This window comes from Serratia sp. LACPHL-BACT-2024-00286, assembly GCF_043109535.1.
In the GTDB taxonomy this organism is placed as follows: Bacteria; Pseudomonadota; Gammaproteobacteria; order Enterobacterales; family Enterobacteriaceae; genus Serratia; species Serratia sarumanii.
Map to the genome: position 1 here is coordinate 206,517 of NZ_JBICNA010000002.1, position 20,936 is coordinate 227,452.

The window sequence follows — 20,936 nt, forward strand, 5'->3', positions numbered from 1 at the left end:
TAGAGGTGCAATGACAAGGATAAAACAAGGGCCTGGCTGCCAGGCCCTTGTCATTTTAGCTATTATCCGCGGCGCGCTTTCACCGCCGCCGCCAGATCGCGCAGCACGGTTTCGGTATCCTGCCAGCCGATGCAGCCGTCGGTCACGCTCTTGCCGTAAACCAGCGGTTCGCCGCTTTCGAGGTTCTGGTTGCCTTCCACCAGGTGGCTTTCGATCATCACGCCGATGATCGCTTTTTCACCGCCGCCAATTTGCCCGCAAACGTCAGCGCTCACGTCCATCTGCTTTTTGAACTGTTTGCTGCTGTTGGCATGGCTGAAGTCGATCATCACCTGCGCCGGCAGCCCGGCTTTGCTCAGGCCGGCTTTGACGTCCTTCACGTGCGCCGCGCTGTAGTTCGGCTCTTTGCCGCCGCGCAGGATAATGTGGCAGTCGCCGTTGCCGCTGGTGTTAACGATCGCCGAGTGGCCCCATTTGGTCACCGACAGGAAGCAGTGCGGCGCGCCGGCGGCGTTGATGGCGTCGATCGCCACCTTGATGGTGCCGTCGGTGCCGTTCTTGAAGCCCACCGGGCAGGAAAGGCCGGAGGCCAGCTCGCGGTGCACCTGCGATTCCGTGGTGCGCGCGCCGATGGCGCCCCAGCTCATCAAATCCGCCAGGTACTGCGGCGTGATCATGTCGAGGAATTCGCCGGCGGCCGGCAGGCCGCTGTCGTTGATCTCCACCAGCAGCTTGCGCGCCAGGCGCAGACCGTCGTTGATGTTGAAGCTGTTGTCCATCTGCGGATCGTTGATCAGGCCTTTCCAGCCCACGGTGGTGCGCGGTTTTTCGAAGTATACGCGCATGACCACTTCCAGCTCGCCCTTCAGTTCTTCACGCAGCGCCAGCAGGCGCCCCGCGTACTCTTTGGCGGCTTTCGTATCGTGGATAGAGCAAGGGCCAATCACCACCAGCAGGCGATCGTCGCTGCCGCGGAGGATATTGTGAATTGCGCTGCGGGCCTGGGACACCGTCTTTGCTGCGCGTTCAGTGGCCGGGAATTTCTCCAGCAAAGCCACCGGCGGCAGGAGTTCCTTAATATCATTAATGCGTAAATCGTCGTTTTGGTAATTCATAGCTTTTCCATTCGGTATCGAGGGGTATTTCGCAGTGCGTAACGGTGTAGATCCCAACAATCTAGCCTGTGGGAATGGCGCTGTAAATCACCTTTGCCCCCCGCCGCTGGAACCGCCAAATTAACAGCAGATTGTGCTGTTTCATCAGGGGAGCGCAGAGCCTCCTTTTTCGCTATGCTAGCGATCGGAATATAAAGCGACCCGAGTTGAACATGCCCTCTCTGTTATTAGTTGATGACCACCCGGTGGTTCATGTCGCACTGGAAGCGGCGCTAATGAAATCATCCCGCCCCTACCGCCTGCAGGCGGCGCAGGACGACGTCCAGGCGCTGGCCCTGCTGGCCGAGGCCGCTTTCGGCCTGGTGATCCTGGATATCGGCCTGCCGCAGGTCGACGGGCTGCAGCTGTTGAAAAAAATCCGCCGCCGCTACCCGCAGCAGCCGATCCTGATCTATACCGCGCAGGAGGCCGAGGTCTATGCGCGCATGGCGCATGCCGCCGGCGCCAACGGTTTCGTCAACAAAGGCAGCTCGTTGGCAGAGTTGTTGCAGGCGATCGAGCAGGTGCTGGACGGTGAAACCCATTTCCCCGCCGCCGCGCTGGCTGAAGAGGCGCCGACGGCGGACGGCGGGCTGCTCACCCCCAAAGAGCTCGAGGTGCTGGGCTTGTTGAGCCAGGGGCTGTCCAACCTGCAGATCGCCGATCGGCTGCACATCAGCAACAAGACCGTCAGCACCCACAAGAAGAACATCCAGCGCAAAACCGGCGCCGGCAACCTGCTGGAGCTGGTGGCGGTGTTTAAAGAGCTGGCGCCATGATGCGCCGCGCCCTGCTGTTGCTGTTCCTGTGGTGCGGTCTGGCGCAGGCGGCGGAGCCGGTGCGCTATCAGCTGGTCAGCAATCTGAATACCCCCGAGAATATGCTGATCGTCGGCGAGAAAAACCCCTGGCGCGACCGTACGCTGCGCGTCGGCATCGTCAGTGAGAACACCAGCCCGTACAACATCATCGTGGATGACGATCTGTATGGGCTGAATGCCGACTACCTCGGCTATATCCAGCAGGTGACCGGCATTCGCTTCGCCATTTACGGCTTTGCCGATCTGACGCAGTTGGAGCAGGCGCTGCACGACGGCAAGATCGATCTTCTGTACGGCATCCCGCAGAGTGAGGCGCTGCACGGCCTGGCGATCTCTCAGCCCTATTACGTCAGCAACCTGCGCGTATTGCGCGATCGCAGCAACGATCGGCCGGTGATGCTCAACTCCGCCAACGCCCGCGTCGCGATCGGCGCGCTGACCGACATGCAGTCCGGCGGCGCTCTGCAGGCGGTCGCGTCGCAGATCCAGCGCTACGACAACAATCTGCAGGCGGTCTACTCGCTGCTCAACGGCAGCAGCGACTACTTTATCGCCGACGAGGCCAGCGCCAGCTTTATCATCGATCAGCTGCAGCTCGGCCAGCTCTATCAGATTGAAAGCAACGAGAACCTGGGCAACCTGTCCTTCGTGTTCGCCGCCGACGACTCGCGGCTGATAGACACGCTGGACACCGCCATCGCCGACGCGCCGATGGAGCTGATGAACGCCCTGCAGGGCCGCTGGAGCAAGAAGATCCCCAGCTACCTCGACACCGGCAATGCCGATCTGACGACGATGGAGAAGAATTGGGTGGCGAGCCACCGCGTGGTTTACTACGCCGCCATCGAGAACAACTTCCCGTTCGCCTACCGCGGCTCCGACGGCCAGCCGCGCGGCTACGCCATCGACATTCTCAACATCATCGCGCAAAACACCGGGCTGCGTTTCGCGCCGCTGTGGGCGCGCAACGCCGAGCAGGCCGATCTGCTGGTGCAGTCCGGCCAGGCCAGCTTCCGCGCCGCCCTGCCGCTGGCGCGCGGCGTCAAGGCGCGCTACGGCGCCAGCATGCCGATCCACCGTTCGCTGTGGGGGGTTTACGTCGGCCAGCACGCCGACGGCATTTCCACCTGGAGCGATTTGGCCGGCAAGCGCATCGGCGTGCTGCAGGGCGATTTGGCGCAGGGGCTGGTGCCGGAACAGGAGCAAACCATCAGCTTCGCCGACAGCAAGTCGATGTACGACGCGCTGGCCAACGGCCAACTGGATGCGCTGGTGGATAACGTCATCTCCGCCAACTTTTTGGCGCTGTCGCGCTATTCCGGTGCCATCAAGCTGGCCTTCGCCGCCAACAACATTCCCTATCCGGTGGCCTTCGGCGTGCGCCGCGATCAACCTCTTCTGTTGGCGATCCTTGATAAGAACCTGATGCAGATCCCGGCGGACACCCTGCAATCGCTGCGCGACGAGTGGATCGTCGATCGCAGCAACCTGATCGACGCGGTGAACGACAACCGCGTGCCGCCGCAGACCACCTGGCTGCTGGCGCTGCTGGCCGCCGCCACCGTGCTGCTGCTGGCGCTGACGCTGCGCCGTTTCATGCTGCAGCGCCGTGAAAAACGCGAACGCGAAGAACTCGAGCACGCGCGCCGCCGCGCCGAAGCGGAAAACCGCATGAAGAGCAAATTCCTCGCCACCGTCAGCCATGAGCTGCGCACGCCGATGCACGCCATCCTCGGCCTGCTGGAGCTGGAGCTCAAACGCCAACCCGCGCCGGAAGGCCTGCCGGTGATATACAGCTCGGCCTCATCGCTGCTCAACCTGCTCAACGACCTGCAGGATCACGCGCGGTTGGAAACCGGCTCGCTGACGCTGGCACCGAAACCAGTGGTGCTGCGCCCTTGGGTAGCGCGCATCGACGCCCTCTACCGGCCGCTGATCGGCGAGCGGCCGTTGACGCTGAGCGTGGTGGCGGATCCTGCATTGCCGGAGGCGGTAGTGATTGATGGTGAGCGTTTACTTCAGGTGGCTAACAACCTGATAAACAACGCGATAAAATTTACGTCGCGCGGCGCCATTCAGGTCGAGATCGGCTGGCGCGCGCAGGATGAGCGGCAGGGGGAATTGCATCTGACTGTGAACGACAGCGGCTGCGGTATCGCCGCCGATGAAATAGACAAACTGTTCCAACCGTTTTACCGCGCGCGCGGCGCGCAACGCATCTCGGTGCAGGGTACCGGTTTGGGGCTGTCGATCTGCAAAGAGATCGTCGAACAGATGGGCGGCCGCATCGAGCTGCGCTCGCAGCCGGGCGTCGGCACCCGCGTCGAGGTCGCGATACCGGTCGAGCTGAGCGGCGCGGCGCCGATTGCCGCCCCGGAGGAAAGCCCCTTTGCTCTGCCGTCTTCCGCCTTGCGTACCGCGCTGATCGACGATCACCCCACCAATCTGTTGCTGATGGAACGCCAGCTGCGCCACTTCGGGCTGCAACCCGCCCGCTTCGAACAAGGCTATGCGCTGTTGAAGGCCCAACGCCGGCAACCGTTCGATCTGCTGTTTATCGACTATAACATGCCGCGCCCGGACGGCCTGACGCTGGCCAGGCTGATCCGCCGCGACGAACAGCGGCTGCAACGCCCGCCTTGCCGCATCGTGCTCTGTTCGGCAGACGTGCAGGAGTTTACCCGCATTCCTCCGGGGCTGGTGGCGATCGACCACTTCCTGACCAAACCGATTTCACTGGCGGCGATCGGCCAGGTATTGGCTCAGCAACCGCAGGCTCAGGAAGCAAAGTCAGTCCTTACTGACCTGCGACAAACGCTGGCCGAAATGGCGGGTGGCGATCGCGCCATGCTGCAGCGGCTGGCGCAGACGCTCGGCGATACGCTGCGGCAAGACCGGCAGCGGCTCGCGGACGCCGTCGCCGCGAACGACTGGCCGCGCCTGGAGCAGGCGGCGCACCGCATCAAGGGCAGCCTGCTGATGCTGCAACTGCCGGAAGCCGCGCAGCTGTGCCAGCAGCTGGTGGAAACCGCACGTCGGGGCGCGCTTGCCGCCGCCGCTTATACTAAATTAAAGGCGTTAGTGGCGCAGATAGTGCCGGAGCTGGACGCTCTGCTCGCCGCCGCCCCCACTTTGGCTATGCATAAGGATGAATAATGTCGGACACTCCACACGTACACCTGCCGAAAGACAGTAATAGTAAACGCCTACTGACCGCTTTTTTAGTCACCGCCGTCTTTATGGTGGCCGAGGTGGTCGGCGGCCTGTTGTCCGGCTCGTTGGCGCTGTTGGCCGACGCCGGCCACATGCTGACCGATGCCGCCGCGCTGCTGGTGGCGCTGATGGCGGTGCACTTCTCCCAGCGCAAGCCCAACGCGCGCCACACCTTCGGCTACCTGCGCCTGACCACCCTGGCGGCCTTCCTCAACGCCGCGGCGCTGCTGGTGATCGTGGTATTCATCCTGTGGGAGGCGATACGGCGTTTCTTCGAGCCGCAGCCGGTGATGGGTACCCCGATGCTGATCATCGCCGTAGCGGGGCTGCTGGCGAACCTGTTCGCCTTCTGGCTGCTGCATCGCGGCAGCGAAGAGAAAAATATCAACGTGCGCGCCGCCGCGCTGCATGTGCTGGGCGACCTGCTCGGCTCGGTGGGCGCCATCGTCGCCGCCATCGTCATTCTTGCCACCGGCTGGACGCCGATTGACCCGATCCTGTCGGTGCTCGTCTCCTGTCTGGTGCTGCGCAGCGCCTGGCGGCTGCTGAAGGAGAGTTTCCACGAGCTGCTGGAAGGCACGCCGCAGGAGGTCGATATCGCCAAGCTGCAAAAAGACCTGTGCCTGAATATCCCGGAAGTGCGCAACATCCATCACGTGCACGTCTGGCAGATCGGCGAACAGAAGCTGATGACGCTGCATGCGCAGGTGATCCCGCCGCATGACCACGATGGGCTGTTGCAACGCATTCAGGCTTATCTGTTGGAACACTACAAGATTGGCCACGTGACCATTCAGATGGAGTACCGGCACTGCGAGACACCGGACTGCGGTATCAACCGGGCGCCGGAGCCGAGTGAACACTCACATGCCGAAGCGCACTCCCATCTGGGACATCGTCACTAAGCCAAGAGGGCGCCATCACGGCGCCCTCTGCGTTGTTAAGGTGCGGAAGAGAGCGGGTTGGAACCATTGCGCCCGGCGCTCTTGATCCATAGCCAGGAGCCGTTCAGGGCAATCAGCGTCAGAATGACATACTCCAGCGCCATCGCGTACACCCCCTGGTAGGCGAAGATCGCCACGCTGATGACATCGATAACCACCCACAGCAGCCAGTTTTCCACGTACTTGCGCGTCATCAGAATCATCGCCACGATGGAGAGCACCATCATCGCCGAATCCCAGAACGGGAACGCGTCCGGCTGCAGCTCAGGCATCTGCACGTTCAGCCCCAGCCCTTGCATCACTGCCACCGCGATCTGCGTCAGCCAGGCGAACACGCGGTCGATATTGAAGGTCATCAGGCCGATGCCGATGACGCAGACCGCCGCCCAGGCCAACGCTTTCGGCAGCGGCAGCCAGCGGATCTGCAGCTCAGCCTGATTATCCTGGGTCTGGCGGCTCCAGGCATACCAACCGTAAATATTGGCGCCGAAAAAGAACAGCTGCAGCAGCAGGCTGGCGTACAGCTGGATCTGGAAGAAAATCACCGCGAACAGCGTGACGTTGATCAGGCCGAACAGGTAGTTGATGATTTTTTCCTTGCTGGCGTACCAGATGCACAGCAACCCGAACAGCGTGCCGATGGCTTCGATCCACGACAGATCGTAACCGCCCGCGCCAAGCGGAATGTGCACCAGAATATTGCTGGTACTGAAGAAGCTCATGAAGTCATCCTTTTAAACGGTTAAGCGTTGCCTTTAACCTGCATTTTAAGCTGAGCGGCGAAATCCAGCATGCGGTTCAGCGGCACCAGCGCCTTTTCACGCAGCGCGGCGTCCACGTGGATCTCATGCTGCGCGCCCCCCTGCTCCAGCCCTTCGGCAATCGCCTTCAGACCATTCATCGCCATCCACGGGCAGTGCGCGCAGCTGCGGCAGGTCGCCCCTTCTCCGGCGGTCGGCGCTTCGAACAGCTCCTTGTCCGGACAGGCCTGCTGCATCTTGTAAAAGATACCGCGATCGGTGGCGACGATCAGCTGTTGATGCGGCAATGTTTTCGCCGCCTGGATCAGTTGGCTGGTCGATCCCACCGCATCCGCCAATTCAACCACCGCCTGTGGCGATTCGGGATGCACCAGAATGGCCGCCTGCGGATAGAGCGCCTTCATGCGCCGCAGCGCCTGAGTCTTGAACTCGTCATGGACAATGCAGGCGCCTTGCCAACACAGCACGTCGGCGCCGGTCTGCTTCTGCACGTAGCTGCCGAGATGGCGATCCGGCGCCCAGATGATCTTCTCGCCCAGGCTGTCCAGGTGTTCGATCAGCTCGACGGCGATGCTGGAAGTGACCACCCAGTCAGCGCGCGCTTTGACCGCCGCCGAGGTGTTCGCATAGACCACCACGGTACGATCGGGATGGCTGTCGCAAAACGCATGAAACTCCTCTTCCGGGCAGCCCAGATCCAGCGAACATTCGGCAAACAGCGTCGGCATCAGCACCTGCTTTTCCGGGCTGAGGATCTTGGCGGTTTCCCCCATGAAACGCACGCCGGCCACCAGCAGCGTGGAAGCCGGATGGGCGCTGCCGAAGCGCGCCATTTCCAGCGAATCCGCCACGCAGCCGCCGGTTTCTTCCGCCAGCGCCTGGATTTCCGGATCGGTATAATAGTGGGCGACCATCACCGCATTACGCTGCTTGAGCAGGGTTTTGATCTTCTCGCGATAAAAGGCTTTTTCGGCTACGTCCAGCGGTACCGGTTTAGGCGGGAAGGGATACACCGCCGCATTGACATCAAACATTTCACTCATCGCTGCAATCTCATGCTAGGCTGGGCGCCTGCCGCGTGAATATCGCCTGCCGCAACGCCCTTCGTTTTATATACTAAACAAAATACCTAAAACTGCGCGAAAAGTCCGCTGATATTTTCATATTTGCGCACCTAGTGTTTAATGGATTAAAAAACACAGATATTGGTTACACAGCTCACAGCGGAAAATGGCCTGACGAGACCGTATAGCCGTTCAGAGAACAGCGTGATGATCGGTGCGCTGTTGAAACGAGAAAGCACGAATGTAGATTACGGTGCTGCAGATGCGAAAAAAGCGCCAAAAGGCGCTTTTCTCTGAATGGGGGGTCGTGCAGGATTGATTCGGCCTGTGGCCTCACCCTGCGGGCAACGCTGCGCGTTGTCGTATCGCTGCGCGATGCTCGAACCTGAGCGCAGGCTCTCACCCGCACGACTCGGTGAACTCTGTTGGCAAGAAGATAAAGTCAGGTTTGGGTGTTACAGAAACGAAAAAAGCGCCAAAAGGCGCTTTTTTCTGAATTGGTGGGTCGTGCAGGATTCGAACCTGCGACCAATTGATTAAAAGTCAACTGCTCTACCAACTGAGCTAACGACCCGCAGTGTGGTGGGTGATGACGGGCTCGAACCGCCGACCCCCTCCGTGTAAAGGAGATGCTCTACCAACTGAGCTAATCACCCACTGCTGTGGTACTGCTATTTTTCACACCTTGCTCTATCAAAGAGTGGTGGGTCGTGCAGGATTCGAACCTGCGACCAATTGATTAAAAGTCAACTGCTCTACCAACTGAGCTAACGACCCACTGATGTGGTTTACTGCTGATGGCGAATGGGTTACTGAAACCAACTCGCGGAAAACAAGGATGGGGATGTTCAGGACAACTCGACGGGTACTCGACTCGGACCTTTACTTTGCCACATCAAACCGATTCTGAAGCTGCCATTCTTTCTTAAAGAATGGTGGGTCGTGCAGGATAACTCGGCCTTTGGCCTCGCCCTTGCGGGCCATCACCGGAGTGATGTTGTCTCGCTTCGCGAGACTCGAACCTTTACGGTTCTCATCCTTTACGATTCTCTATCGCAGCCATTCTTAAAGAATGGTGGGTCGTGCAGGATTCGAACCTGCGACCAATTGATTAAAAGTCAACTGCTCTACCAACTGAGCTAACGACCCATAACAGTGGTGGGTGATGACGGGCTCGAACCGCCGACCCCCTCCGTGTAAAGGAGATGCTCTACCAACTGAGCTAATCACCCACTGTTGTGGTTACTGCTACTTCAGAAATTGGTGGGTCGTGCAGGATTCGAACCTGCGACCAATTGATTAAAAGTCAACTGCTCTACCAACTGAGCTAACGACCCAATTTCCCTGCCGCTTTAACATCTTGCAAGATGTCTTGGCAACGGCGGCATATATTACTAATTTATCTTGGCAGCGCAACCTAAATTTTTTACCGATGCGTTCAACTGCTTGTTCTTCACGCGAATGAGCCCAGAAATCGGTCAAATCGACTAACTTCTGGGCTCATTTTTCTGACTGTTAACCGCCTACGCGACTTTTCGCCTGTTTGGCCGCCGCACTGGTTGGGTACTGTTTAATCACCTGCTGGAACACGGCTTTGGCTTTATCGGCCTGCCCTTTCTCCTGCATGATGATACCCACCTTGTACATGGCGTCCGGCGCCTTCGGTGATTTAGCGTAATTCTTCACCACCACCGCAAAATAGTAGGCCGCGTCGTCTTTTTTACCCTTGTTGTAGAACAACTGGCCCAGCCAATAGTTGGCGTTGGGCTGGTAAGTAGACTTCGGGTACTGTTTTACGAAGGACTGAAAGGCGGAAATCGCCTGGTCATACTGTTTTTTTTCCAGCGCCAGAGAAACAGCGGCGTTGTAGTCGCTGTTCTCATCACCGCCGCTCGGCGTGGCGGAGGCGGCTGCAGGCGCGCTGCCGCCCGCATCGGAAGATGCGCCTGCGGCTGCCCCGCCGGCAGCGCCCGCGGCCGCAGAGGCGCTCTGAGCGCCGCCCTGGCTGAGGCTATCCATCTGCTGATAGATTTGCTTCTGGCGTTCAACCACCTGATTCAACTGATACTGGCTTTCCTGGATTTGCCCACGGAGAGAATCAATGTCGCGTTGGTTATCAGAGAGTTGTTGCTGGAGTTGATTTAAAAGCTGGCCTTGAGCATTGCTGATGCGCTCAAGCGAGGTGACGCGGTCTTCGACCGAGCCGGAGCCGACATTACTGATTGGCGCTTGGGCAGTAGCGGCCCAGGGGGCCGCTACGCCAACCAGTAACGACAGACTCAACAGGTGACGTCTGAAGTTACTGTTCATGCGATTCTCTTAGTAAACCAGAACGGCACGACGGTTTTTAGCATAAGCCGCTTCGTCGTGGCCCAGTACTGCTGGTTTTTCTTTACCGTAAGAAACGATAGAGATCTGGTCAGCGGAAACGCCTTTACCCTGCAGGTACATTTTAACGGCGTTAGCACGGCGCTCACCCAGAGCGATGTTGTATTCCGGCGTGCCGCGTTCGTCAGCGTGGCCTTCAACGGTCACTTTGTAAGACGGGTTGTTACGCAGGAATGCAGCGTGCGCGTCCAGCATCTGAGCGAATTCGGAGCTTACGTCATACTTGTCCAGGCCGAAGTAAACGATGTTGTTCTTCTGCAATTCTTGCATCTGCAGACGAGCTTGTTCTTCGGAAGACAGGTTGCTGCTGCCGTTTTCCATACCAGTGCCAGCGCCCATACCAGATTGGTCGTTGTTTGCGCTTTTGTTAGAACTACAAGCTGCTACAGCCAGAACTGGCAGTGCCAGCAGAAGCCCTTTCAGCACTTTGTTCAGTTGCATTTCTTTGATCCTTTTATAGTTTGCCATACATATTTACACATGCATCACAGATACGGCGACCAGGCAGGGAATTTGACCTGTCCATCAGTTGCCGGAAGACGCGCTTTGAAACGCCCATCAGTTGACACCAACTGCAGCACGGAGCCCATACCTTGCGTCGAGCTATAGATCACCATGGTGCCGTTTGGCGCAATACTAGGCGTTTCATCCAGGAAGGTACCGGTCAAAACCTGAACGGCGCCCGATCCAAGATCTTGTTTGGCGATGTGTTGCGCACCACTGTTGGTGCTGACCATCACCAGGAATTTACCGTCGGAGCTGACTTCAGAATCCTGGTTCTGAGAGCCTTCCCACGTCAGGCGCTGTGCGGCACCGCCGCTGGCGCTGATTTTATAAATCTGCGGACGCCCGCCCTGGTCGGAGGTAAACGCCAGAGACTGGCCATCCGGGAACCAGGTCGGTTCGGTGTTGTTGTTGCGGCCATCGGTCAGCTGCGTGATCTGGCCGGAGCCGAGGTTCATCACGTACAGGTTCAGGCTGCCGCTCTTGGACAGCGCGAAGGCCAGCTTGCTGCCGTCCGGCGAGAACGCCGGCGCACCGTTGTGGCGCGGGAACGAGGCGATCTGGCGGATGGCGCCGTTAGCCAGGGTTTGCACCACCAGCGCGGAACGGCCGCTCTCGAAGGTCACGTAAGCCAGTTTGCTGCCGTCCGGCGACCAGGCCGGGGACATCAGCGGCTCAGGCGAACGGTGCACCGTAAACTGGTTGTAACCGTCGTAATCCGCTACGCGCAGCTCATACGGGAATTTCCCGCCGTTGGTCTGCACGACGTAGGCGATACGGGTACGGAACGCGCCCTTGATGCCGGTCAGCTTCTCGAACACTTCGTCGCTGGCGGTATGGGCAGAATAACGCAACCACTGTTTGGTCACTTTATACTGATTCTGCGCCAATACGGTGCCCGGCGAACCCGAGGTGTCCACCAGCTGGTAGGAGATCAGGTAGCTGCCGTCGGCGCCAGGTTGAACCTGGCCGACAACCACGGCGTCGATGCCCAGCGCAGTCCAGGCCGCCGGAGTCACTTCAGACGCGGAGGTCGGTTGCTGCGGCATGCGCGCCACGTCGATCGGGTTGAATTTGCCGCTGTTACGCAGATCCGCGCCGACAATCTTGCCGATATCTTCCGGCGGCGTGCCTGGGCCCGCCCATTTAAACGGCACCACGCCAATCGGACGAGCGGAGTCGACCCCTTGGGTGATTTCAATGCGAACTTCCGCGTGCAGCACGGACGCCCACAGAATTAAAAAACCTAGCGCTACTCGAAATGCCTGCTTCATCTCATCTCCCTTATCCAGGCGGGATGCCTGCGATAAATTAGCAGAATTTTAACAAACCAACTTACGTAAAACTACATAATCCCTGTTGGTTACCTTAGTACATCCCTGTGATATCACTCAGTCAATCAACCGTTATTTCGGTTTGAATTCAAGGATAGAATTCTTAAAGTGCTGATAAACGGCATCGCTCGGCGGCTTCGGTATATGCGCCAACTTGGCGGCAGACACCGCGGCCTGACACAGAGCCGGATCGCCGCCCGCCGCTTGTACGCTTATCAGCAGGCCGTCCGGCGCCAGCTTGATACGCAGATCGCAGGTTTTGCCGGCGAACGAGCTGGCGTCATAGAACTTGCTCTGAATCGCCCCCTGAATTTGCCCCATATAACCGCTGATATCCGCCCCGCTGGCCCCAGCCGTTTTGGCATTGCCCTGCCCGGCCGGTTTACCGTCGCCCTTCGATTTGGCACCGCCGCCTTTCGGCGCGTTCTTGCCGTCCGCCAGGCCACCAAACAGATCGTTGACCTCCTCCGATTGCTTCGCAGCCTCAGCGGCAGCCTTCTTCTTGGCGTCCGCGGCGGCTTTCTTGGCGGCAGCGGCTTTCTCGGCCGCAGCTTTCTTCTCGGCTTCCGCTGCGGCTTTTTTCTCGGCTTCAGCGGCCGCTTTCTTCTCCGCAGCTTCTGCGGCTTTTTGCTCTGCGGCGGCGGCCGCGGCTTTCTTCGCCTCTTCCGCCTGTTTCTTGGCGGCGGCAGCGGCGGCCGCTTCTTTCTTGGCTTCCGCTTCGGCTTTCTTCTGCGCGTCCGCCTGCGCTTTGGCTATCTTGTCCGCTTCAGCCTTCGCCTTCGCGGCGGCGGCCTCGGCGACCTTCTGTTGCTCTTTGGCCTTGGCTGCGGCGGCTTCCGCCGCTTTTTGCTGCTCGGCGGCCTGTTTCTGCTGCTCCGCCGCCTTCTGCTGTTGCTCAGCCTGCGCTTTGGCGTCCTGCGCGGCTTTCTCCTGCGCCGCCAAACGCTCTTTCTCCAGCTCTTTCAGGCGCTGCTGTTGCTCCGCCTGCTTCTGCTGAAGCTCTTCGGCCTGTTGCTCCGCCTTTTTCTGGCGCTGCTTTTCGGCACGCTGCGCATCGTTGCTCTGCTGCTGCTGGCGATTGTACTGCTCCACCACCGCGCCGGGATCGACCATCACCGCGCCCACCACGGTGCCATCACCGCCACCGCCGGCGCCCATGTCGACATTTTCCTGCAGCGATCCCCAAATCAGCAGGGCAATCAGTATGAAGTGCAGAACGACCGAAACAATAACGGCGCGGTTCAGCTTATCGTTTTGCTCAGTTGCCTTTACCAAAATAGATTCCCAAAAACTGGTGTTGCTTATACGGGGTTCCTGGGCCGCAGCGCAGGAACCGGGTTGCCGTTCGCCTTACGGTCAGATTGGCTGGGTCATCAGCCCCACGGAAGCCACGCCCGCCTGATGGAGAATATTCAATGCCTTGATAATCTCATCGTAAGGGACTTCCTTCGCACCGCCGATCAAAAAGACCGTTTTCGGGTTAGCCGCCAAACGCGACTTGGCTTCGGCCGCGACTTGCTCAGGCGGCAACAGCTCCATACGGTTGTGATCCACCACCAGGGTGTATTGACCTACGCCGGAAACCTCAAGGATCACCGGCGGATTGTCATCGCTGGACACCGTTTTGGAATCGGTGGCGTCCGGCAGGTCAACCTCCACGCTCTGCGTGATGATTGGCGCGGTTGCCATAAAGATCAGCAGCAGCACCAGCAACACGTCGAGCAGCGGAACGATGTTAATTTCGGACTTCAGCTCGCGCCGACTACGTCCACGTACTCTCGCCATGCTACCTCCTACTTATTTGCTGTCGCTGGAGAAGGCCTGACGATGCAGAATAGCGGTGAACTCTTCCATAAAGTTGTCGTAATTCTGCTCAAGCTTGTTGACGCGCTGGTTGAGACGGTTGTAGGCCATGACCGCCGGGATGGCGGCGAACAGACCGATCGCGGTGGCGATCAGCGCTTCGGCGATACCCGGCGCCACCATCTGCAGCGTGGCTTGCTTCACCGCGCCCAGCGCGATAAAGGCGTGCATGATCCCCCACACGGTGCCGAACAGGCCGATGTACGGGCTGATCGAACCGACGGTGCCGAGGAACGGAATATGGGTTTCCAGCGTTTCCAGCTCGCGGTTCATCGAAATGCGCATCGCGCGCGACGCCCCTTCGATCACCGACTCCGGCGCATGGTTGTTGGCGCGGTGCAGGCGGGCGAACTCTTTGAAGCCGGAATGGAAGATCTGCTCGGAGCCGGTCAGGCTATCGCGACGCGCCTGACTTTCCTGGTACAGACGGGAAAGCTCGATACCGGACCAGAATTTGTCTTCAAAGGCTTCGGCGTCACGCGTCGCCGCATTGAGGATGCGGGTGCGCTGAATGATGATCGCCCAGGAGGCTACCGAGAAGCATATCAAAATCAACATGATAAGCTTAACCAGCAGGCTCGCCTTCAAGAATAAATCTAGGATGTTCATGTCAGTCACTGCTTAAACTCCGCGACAATAGACTTAGGAAGCGCTCTCGGCTTCATTTGGTGTGGATCAATACAGGCAATCAGGACATCGGCCTGGCTCAGTAGGGCCCCGTCAGAATTGACAATGCGTTGAGCAAACGTGAGAGAAGCCCCGCGCAGACAGGTGATTTCGCTCTGTACCTCCAGTTGCTCGTCGAGACGAGCCGGAGCCAGATAATCCACCGTCATGCGCCGGACGACAAAAGCGACTTGTTCACTGAGCAGCTGCTGTTGATGAAAGTTGTGCTGACGCAGCATCTCTGTGCGCGCTCTTTCAAAAAAGGCGACGTAGCGGGCGTGATAGACCACACCACTGGCATCGGTATCCTCGTAGTAAACGCGAACCGGCCATCGAAACAACGTATTACTCACTCTACTTCCCAGCAATGCAATTTAACGCTGCTACTATACGCAAGACGGATCGGGTTGGGAATGGGTTACAAGATGGGAATGAAAATAATTATGGGCCGTGAGGGCCCATAACATGGGGACATCGGGGAGATTATAAAGAAACGTAAAGTAATCCTGCGCACAAGATCACAATTGCGGGAAGCGGCGCGAAAAAGGCCCGCCAAATGCTGCGCTGCGGGCGGAATCCGAAACCGTGGATCACCCCGGCGCACACCGCCCAAATCAGCAGCAGCCCTTCCCAAATCTCCAGCGAGCTGGTTTTGGCGGCGAAACGCGTCGGATCCCAGAACACGCACCCCGCCAAAACCAACGCCAGCACCAGGGAAAGGGCCCGGATCGGGCCCTTGTCGGTGACAGCGTACAGCTTGTCAATCACGGACGAGCTCATCACTTACCGTCTTGCTGAGCTTTAGTCGCTTCGCTCTGCTCAAGCGCCAGCGCCGTGATGATGCCGAAGGCGCAGGCAAGAAGCGTTCCGAGAATCCAGGCAAAATACCACATGGTTTAGCTCCTTATCCTTAGTACAGCGAATGCTTGTTGTTTTCGATGTAGTTCTTGTCGAGGCGACCGAACATTTTGTAGTACGACCAGCTGGTGTACGCCAAAACGATAGGCACGAAGATCGCCGCCACGACGGTCATCACTTTCAGCGTCAACAGGCTCGACGTCGCGTCCCACATGGTCAGGCTGACGTTAGGCACGGTGCTGGACGGCATCACGAACGGGAACATGGTGACCCCGGCGGTGAGGATGACGCAGGCGATGGTCAGCGACGAGGTGACGAACGCCAGCGCGCCTTTCTCCAGACGCGAGAACAGGATGGTGAACAACGGCAGCACCACGCCCAGCGCAGGCAACGCCCACAGCAGCGGATACTTGTTGAAGTTGATCAGCCAGGCGCCGGCCTGATGCGCCACTTCTTTACGCATCGGGTTGGATTCCGCCAGGGTGTCCAGCGCCGACGTCACGACGAAGCCGTCGATGCCTTTCACCAGCCATACGCCCGCCAGCAGGAAGCACACCGCCATGATCAGCGTCGCGATCTGCGCCGCAGCGCGTGAACGCAGGTGGATCTCGCCGGTGGTGCGCATTTGCAGGTAGGTCGCCCCCTGGGTGACCAGCATGGTCAGGCTGACCACGCCCGCCAACAGACCGAACGGATTCAGCAGTTGGAAGAAGTTGCCGGTGTAGAACAGGCGCATGTACTCGTCCATGTGGAACGGCACGCCCTGCAGCAGGTTGCCGAACGCCACGCCGAAGACCACGGCAGGCACGAAGGAGCCGATGAAGATGCCCCAGTCCCACATGTTGCGCCAGCGGCTGCTCTCCAGCTTGGAACGGTAATCGAAACCGACCGGGCGGAAGAACAAGGCGGCCAGCACCAGGATCATGGCGACGTAGAAGCCGGAGAAGGCCGCTGCGTAGACCATCGGCCAGGCGGCGAACAGCGCGCCGCCGGCGGTGATCAGCCACACCTGGTTACCGTCCCAGTGCGGGGCGATGGAGTTGATCATCACCCGGCGCTCGGTATCGGTTTTCCCGATGATGCGCACCAGAATGCCGACGCCCATGTCGAAACCGTCGGTGACGGCGAAGCCGATCAGCAGTACGCCAACCAGGACCCACCAAATAAATCGCAGTACTTCATAGTCAAACATACGTGGACTCCTGTTTAGCGCGCTTCCTGCACGGCGGCAGTCGGTTGTTCAAAGTGATAGCGGCCGGTTTTCAGGCTGCTTGGACCCAGACGCGCAAACTTGAACATCAGGTACAATTCAGCCACCAGGAACAGGGTGTACAAGCCGCAGATCAGCCCCATCGAGAACAGAATGTCGCCCGCGGTCAGCGAAGAGTTGGCGACCGCCGTCGGCAGCACCTCACCAATCGCCCACGGTTGACGGCCGTATTCCGCCACGAACCAGCCGGACTCGATCGCGATCCAAGGCAGCGGCAAACCGTACAGCGCCGCGCGGTGCAGCCATTTTTTCTGGCCGATGCGGCCGCGGATCACGTTCCAGAACGACAGGCCGATGATCAACAGCATGATCACGCCACAGGCCACCATGATGCGGAAGGCGAAGTACAGCGGCGCCACGCGCGGAATGGAGTCCTTGGTCGCCAGCTGGATCTGCGCTTCCGTCGCGTCGGTGACGTTCGGGGTATAGCGCTTCAGCAGCATGCCGTAGCCCAGGTCTTGCTTGGTTTTGTTGAATTCGGCGCGCACCGCAGGGTCGGTGTTGCCGCCGCGCAGCTCTTCCAGCAGCTGGTAGGCTTTCATCCCGTTGCGGATGCGCACTTCATGCTGCGCCATCAGATCTTTCAGGCCGGTGACCTGAGTGTCCGTGGAGCGGGTGGCGATCAGGCCAAGCGCATACGGGATCTGAATAGAGAAGGAGTTTTCCATCTTGTCCTGATCGGGAATGCCGAACAGGGTGAAGGACGCCGGCGCCGGCTGGGTGTCCCATTCCGCTTCGATAGCGGCCAGTTTGGTTTTCTGCACGTCGCCCATTTCGTAGCCGGATTCATCACCCAGAACGATAACGGACAGAATGGCAGCCATACCGAAGCTGGCGGCGATGGCGAAGGAGCGCTTGGCGAAGGCGATGTCGCGGCCTTTCAGCAGGTAGTAGGAGCTGATGCCCAAAACGAACATCGCGCCGCAGGTGTAGCCGGAAGCCACGGTGTGAACGAATTTCACCTGCGCAACCGGGTTAAGCACCAGTTCGGAGAAGCTGACCATCTCCATGCGCATGGTTTCGAAGTTGAAATCCGACGCGATCGGGTTCTGCATCCAGCCGTTGGCGACCAGGATCCACAGCGCGGACAGGTTGGAGCCGAGGGCCACAAACCAGGTTACCGCCATGTGCTGCACCTTGCTCAGACGATCCCAGCCGAAGAAGAACAGGCCGACCAGCGTCGATTCAAGGAAGAACGCCATCAGACCTTCGATAGCCAGTGGGGCCCCGAAGATATCGCCGACGTAATGAGAGAAATACGACCAGTTGGTCCCGAACTGGAACTCCATGGTCAAACCGGTGGCCACACCCAGAGCAAAGTTAATCGCAAATAACTTTCCCCAGAATTTGGTCATGTCTTTATAGATTTGTTTGCCAGACAGGACATATACCGTTTCCATAATTGCCAGCAAGAACGCCATACCGAGCGTTAATGGGACAAATAAGAAATGGTACATCGCCGTTAAAGCAAACTGTAAGCGCGACAGTTCGACAATATCAAACATCTTGACTCCTTGCTCCTCGCAGGAAGACTCCGACACGCGGTTATCGGCACGCCTCTTTCAAAGCCGCCAGTAACGCCCCGCAGTGAATGCCCTTAAACACAACAAATTTGATCCAGCTTCTCCGCTTTCAACCGCACACTCGGCCAATAGCCCCTCGGGCCCTCGACAAGCACGCCACTGAAAACCGACAACGGGTAACAAATGCAACAAGATCAACCATCCATAATCACAACATGGATGATACTCGCCCAATCCCACACAATAAATAGGTTTTTACGTGACGTGGGTTAGACTTTTGGTTACAGGTCAAATCTTAGCCGAAAGAGGTACTTCGGGCTAATTTGATCTGAGACAATTTAAGCCTATCCGCATCTTATTTCCATATTCATCAGCACATTTCGCATAATTTTCTTAGGGTCATGTTGCGCAATGGTTTAATTGTTTTTTAATGATATTTTTGTGTTAAATAAATGTAATTTAAAAGAGCCGCCATTGTATTATTACGCGCTTATTATGCGACATAATTAACCTTTTATTTCCAATAAGCCGTGACAGTGATAGCAGTCACAAAACAACAAATCTCTCTCCAATATTAGTCTATTTCTCGCGATGGGATCGTAAAGGTTGCGATTTTGTAGCAGAATGACCACTTATGTTAAAATTGCATTGAGTGACAATAACTTATGAAAAAAATCATCTTTGCCTCTGTCTTGGGACTCTCGGGAAACGCCATGGCCGCCGAAACGGTAAATATCACCCTGCTGGGCACCTCCGATCTGCACGGCACCTTCGTGCCCTGGGACTACGCCAGCGACACGGAAAATCTGGCGGGCAGCCTGAGCCAGATAGCCACCCAGGTGAAAAAGGTGCGCGCCGAGCAGCCCAACCTGATCCTGGTGGACGCCGGCGACACCATTCAGGGCAACTTCGTCGAAACCTTCAAGCATGAGGCCGTCAGCCCGATGATGCTTGGCCTCAACGCGCTCAATTATGACGTCTGGGTGATGGGCAACCACGAGTTCGACTTCGGCCTGCCGGTGCTGGCTACGCCGCTCAGGCAGTTCAAGGGCGCGGCGCTGGCGGGCAATATCGTCTGGGACAACGGCAAGCCCTATCTGCCGGCCTACACCATCGTCGAACGCCAGGGCGTGAAGATCGGCATTATCGGCATGGACACGCCGATGACCGCGGAATTCGCCAAGGGCACCGATCGCATCAAAGGGCTGAACTTCACCGATCCGGTGCAGGCGGTGAAGCAGGTCATCAGGCAAATCGACGGCCAGGTCGACGCCATCGTGCTGGTGGCGCATATGGGCATCGACAATGAGAACCAGCGCCCCGGCACCGGCGTGGCCGACATCGCCAACGCCAACCCGGAGCTGGCGGCGATCGTCGCCGGCCATATGCATGTGAAGATCGACAAAGCGGTGGTTAACGGCGTCATCATCACCGAGCCGGATAAATACGGCCGCGCGCTGTCGCGTATCGATCTGCAGTTTGTACGCCGCGACGGCAAATTCACGCTGATCGACAAAAACAGCTACACCTATCCCATCAAGGGGATGACGCCGGACAGCGCCATGCAGGCGCTCTACCAGCCGTACCATGACATTTTGCGCGCCAATGCCAACCGGGTCGTGGCGAAGCTGAGCGGCAGCGATCTGGTGCCCGCCGACGAATTCCGCGGCATTCCCCAGGTGCACGTGCAGGATACCGGCATCAGCGCGCTGTTCCAGCAGGCCGCCCGCCACTATGCGCCGCTGGCGCAGGTGATCGCCCTGCAGATCGACAACGATCGCGCCAAACTGGACGTCGGCGACATCAAGGCCAAGGATATCGCCTTTAACTACCAATACGCCGGCGGCGAGATCACCGTGTATCAGCTCAACGGCAAAGCGCTTAAACGCTACATGGAGTGGTCCGCCGACTATTTCAATCAGCTGCAGCCGGGCGACGTCACCTACAGCTTTAACCCGGCGCGGCGATCGTCCAAATATTCCACCAACGATTTCTTCGACGGCGTCACTTACACCATCGACCTGCGCCAACCCGCCGGCTCGCGCATCGTCGATCTGCGCCTGACGGACGGCACGCCGGTCACCGACGATATGCCGATCCGTCTGGGCATGAACAGTTACCGCATGGGCCACCTGACGCAAAAGGGTGGCGCGCTGGAGGGGCAATCCTTCCCGGTGCTGTTCGACAGCAAAGCGCAATACGGTGAAGAAGAAGGCACCATTCGCCACCTGACCCTGCGCTACCTGACGGAAGTGAAACACGGCCAGTATCAGGGCGTGCCGCCGCAGCGCTGGAAGCTGATCGGCATGGAGGGATACGAACCGCAGCGGGCGATCGTCAAACGGCTGCTCAATGAGGGCGTTATCCAGGTACCGACCACCGACGACGGCCGCTACACCAACGTCGCGTCGATCAACGTCAAAAACGCGCTGTTCCGCAACGCCGACGATTACCGCGCCGCCCTCACCTCGCTGGAGCAACAGCGCCAAGCCGCCGTGGATCCGGTGCAACAGCGCCGCCTGCAGGATCGGATCGCGCTGATCAAGGCGCTCAACGACTTCTGATCGTCGCCCA

General features: G+C 58.7%; 18 protein-coding genes, 6 tRNA genes and 2 other RNA genes. 4 read left to right on the forward strand and 22 right to left on the reverse strand.

The annotated features are described in order from the left end of the window. Positions 1-62 precede the first annotated feature (62 nt). A complete protein-coding gene (aroG, locus tag ACF8MC_RS07545; RefSeq protein ID WP_033647150.1) occupies positions 63-1,115 on the reverse strand; it encodes a 3-deoxy-7-phosphoheptulonate synthase AroG in 1,053 nt (350 codons plus the stop codon). Between the two features lie 212 nt (positions 1,116-1,327). Here aroG and ACF8MC_RS07550 point away from each other — a divergent pair, with 212 nt between their 5' ends. From ACF8MC_RS07550 to zitB, 3 genes are read left to right on the forward strand one after another with little or no spacing between them, the layout of a single operon-like run. Continuing rightward, a complete protein-coding gene (locus ACF8MC_RS07550; RefSeq protein ID WP_033638694.1) occupies positions 1,328-1,933 on the forward strand; it encodes a response regulator transcription factor in 606 nt (201 codons plus the stop codon). Further along, entirely contained in the window at positions 1,930-5,130 is a 3,201-nt protein-coding gene (locus tag ACF8MC_RS07555; RefSeq protein ID WP_164104677.1) for an ATP-binding protein, read from the forward strand. Before ACF8MC_RS07550 ends, ACF8MC_RS07555 begins: the two co-directional genes overlap by 4 nt. After that, a complete protein-coding gene (gene zitB, locus ACF8MC_RS07560; protein WP_033637476.1) occupies positions 5,130-6,092 on the forward strand; it encodes a CDF family zinc transporter ZitB in 963 nt (320 codons plus the stop codon). The genes ACF8MC_RS07555 and zitB overlap by 1 nt, the downstream gene beginning before the upstream one ends. 35 nt (positions 6,093-6,127) lie before the next feature. On the opposite strand, the gene pnuC is transcribed toward zitB, so the two are convergent. The 21 genes from pnuC to cydA all read right to left on the reverse strand — a co-directional run bounded on the left by pnuC (position 6,128) and on the right by cydA (position 18,344). Further along, positions 6,128-6,853, reverse strand: a complete 726-nt coding sequence (pnuC, locus tag ACF8MC_RS07565; protein ID WP_033637475.1) for a nicotinamide riboside transporter PnuC — start codon at positions 6,851-6,853, stop codon at positions 6,128-6,130. Between the two features lie 20 nt (positions 6,854-6,873). After that, positions 6,874-7,935 (reverse strand): quinolinate synthase NadA, encoded by a 1,062-nt coding sequence (gene nadA / locus ACF8MC_RS07570; protein WP_015376982.1) that lies wholly within the window; start codon positions 7,933-7,935, stop codon positions 6,874-6,876. Between the two features lie 319 nt (positions 7,936-8,254). Beyond that, positions 8,255-8,379, reverse strand: a non-coding RNA gene (locus ACF8MC_RS07575) — RtT sRNA. Positions 8,380-8,454: 75 nt separating this feature from the next. Then, a tRNA-Lys gene (locus ACF8MC_RS07580) sits at positions 8,455-8,530 on the reverse strand. Between the two features lie 6 nt (positions 8,531-8,536). Beyond that, positions 8,537-8,612, reverse strand: a tRNA-Val gene (locus tag ACF8MC_RS07585). Between the two features lie 45 nt (positions 8,613-8,657). Next, positions 8,658-8,733: transfer RNA gene (locus tag ACF8MC_RS07590), tRNA-Lys, on the reverse strand. Between the two features lie 156 nt (positions 8,734-8,889). Continuing rightward, a non-coding RNA gene (locus tag ACF8MC_RS07595) (RtT sRNA) lies at positions 8,890-9,014 on the reverse strand. Positions 9,015-9,029: 15 nt separating this feature from the next. Further along, a tRNA-Lys gene (locus tag ACF8MC_RS07600) sits at positions 9,030-9,105 on the reverse strand. A gap of 7 nt (positions 9,106-9,112) precedes the next feature. Beyond that, positions 9,113-9,188: transfer RNA gene (locus ACF8MC_RS07605), tRNA-Val, on the reverse strand. A gap of 29 nt (positions 9,189-9,217) precedes the next feature. Further along, a tRNA-Lys gene (locus tag ACF8MC_RS07610) sits at positions 9,218-9,293 on the reverse strand. Between the two features lie 178 nt (positions 9,294-9,471). Beyond that, a complete protein-coding gene (cpoB, locus tag ACF8MC_RS07615; RefSeq protein WP_033647153.1) occupies positions 9,472-10,266 on the reverse strand; it encodes a cell division protein CpoB in 795 nt (264 codons plus the stop codon). Positions 10,267-10,275: 9 nt separating this feature from the next. Beyond that, the gene (gene pal, locus ACF8MC_RS07620) at positions 10,276-10,785 is read right to left on the reverse strand and encodes a peptidoglycan-associated lipoprotein Pal (RefSeq protein WP_025160033.1); all 510 of its coding nucleotides are present in this window, start codon (positions 10,783-10,785) and stop codon (positions 10,276-10,278) included. A 44-nt stretch (positions 10,786-10,829) separates the two neighbouring features. Beyond that, positions 10,830-12,122 (reverse strand): Tol-Pal system beta propeller repeat protein TolB, encoded by a 1,293-nt coding sequence (tolB, locus tag ACF8MC_RS07625; protein WP_004939856.1) that lies wholly within the window; start codon positions 12,120-12,122, stop codon positions 10,830-10,832. A 132-nt stretch (positions 12,123-12,254) separates the two neighbouring features. Next, positions 12,255-13,457: a cell envelope integrity protein TolA gene (tolA, locus tag ACF8MC_RS07630; RefSeq protein ID WP_033647156.1), complete on the reverse strand. Its 1,203-nt coding sequence runs from the start codon at positions 13,455-13,457 to the stop codon at positions 12,255-12,257. Between the two features lie 81 nt (positions 13,458-13,538). Next, positions 13,539-13,967 carry a colicin uptake protein TolR gene (gene tolR / locus ACF8MC_RS07635; protein WP_004939859.1) on the reverse strand — a complete coding sequence of 143 codons (429 nt, stop codon included), beginning with the start codon at positions 13,965-13,967 and terminating at the stop codon, positions 13,539-13,541. Positions 13,968-13,979: 12 nt separating this feature from the next. Continuing rightward, the gene (gene tolQ / locus ACF8MC_RS07640) at positions 13,980-14,663 is read right to left on the reverse strand and encodes a Tol-Pal system protein TolQ (RefSeq protein WP_004939862.1); all 684 of its coding nucleotides are present in this window, start codon (positions 14,661-14,663) and stop codon (positions 13,980-13,982) included. Further along, positions 14,660-15,064, reverse strand: a complete 405-nt coding sequence (ybgC, locus tag ACF8MC_RS07645) for a tol-pal system-associated acyl-CoA thioesterase (protein ID WP_025160034.1) — start codon at positions 15,062-15,064, stop codon at positions 14,660-14,662. The genes tolQ and ybgC overlap by 4 nt, the downstream gene beginning before the upstream one ends. Positions 15,065-15,194: 130 nt before the next feature. Continuing rightward, positions 15,195-15,491, reverse strand: a complete 297-nt coding sequence (ybgE, locus tag ACF8MC_RS07650) for a cyd operon protein YbgE (protein ID WP_033647158.1) — start codon at positions 15,489-15,491, stop codon at positions 15,195-15,197. Then, a complete protein-coding gene (gene cydX, locus ACF8MC_RS07655; RefSeq protein WP_004939868.1) occupies positions 15,491-15,604 on the reverse strand; it encodes a cytochrome bd-I oxidase subunit CydX in 114 nt (37 codons plus the stop codon). Before cydX ends, ybgE begins: the two co-directional genes overlap by 1 nt. Positions 15,605-15,621: 17 nt before the next feature. After that, positions 15,622-16,761, reverse strand: a complete 1,140-nt coding sequence (gene cydB / locus ACF8MC_RS07660; protein WP_019454033.1) for a cytochrome d ubiquinol oxidase subunit II — start codon at positions 16,759-16,761, stop codon at positions 15,622-15,624. Positions 16,762-16,775: 14 nt separating this feature from the next. Further along, on the reverse strand, positions 16,776-18,344 hold the full coding sequence (cydA, locus tag ACF8MC_RS07665; RefSeq protein WP_019454034.1) for a cytochrome ubiquinol oxidase subunit I: 1,569 nt from the start codon (positions 18,342-18,344) through the stop codon (positions 16,776-16,778). Positions 18,345-19,027: 683 nt separating this feature from the next. Here cydA and ACF8MC_RS07670 point away from each other — a divergent pair. Next, positions 19,028-20,926 carry a bifunctional UDP-sugar hydrolase/5'-nucleotidase gene (locus tag ACF8MC_RS07670; RefSeq protein ID WP_164105016.1) on the forward strand — a complete coding sequence of 633 codons (1,899 nt, stop codon included), beginning with the start codon at positions 19,028-19,030 and terminating at the stop codon, positions 20,924-20,926. The last annotated feature ends 10 nt before the right edge of the window (positions 20,927-20,936 follow it).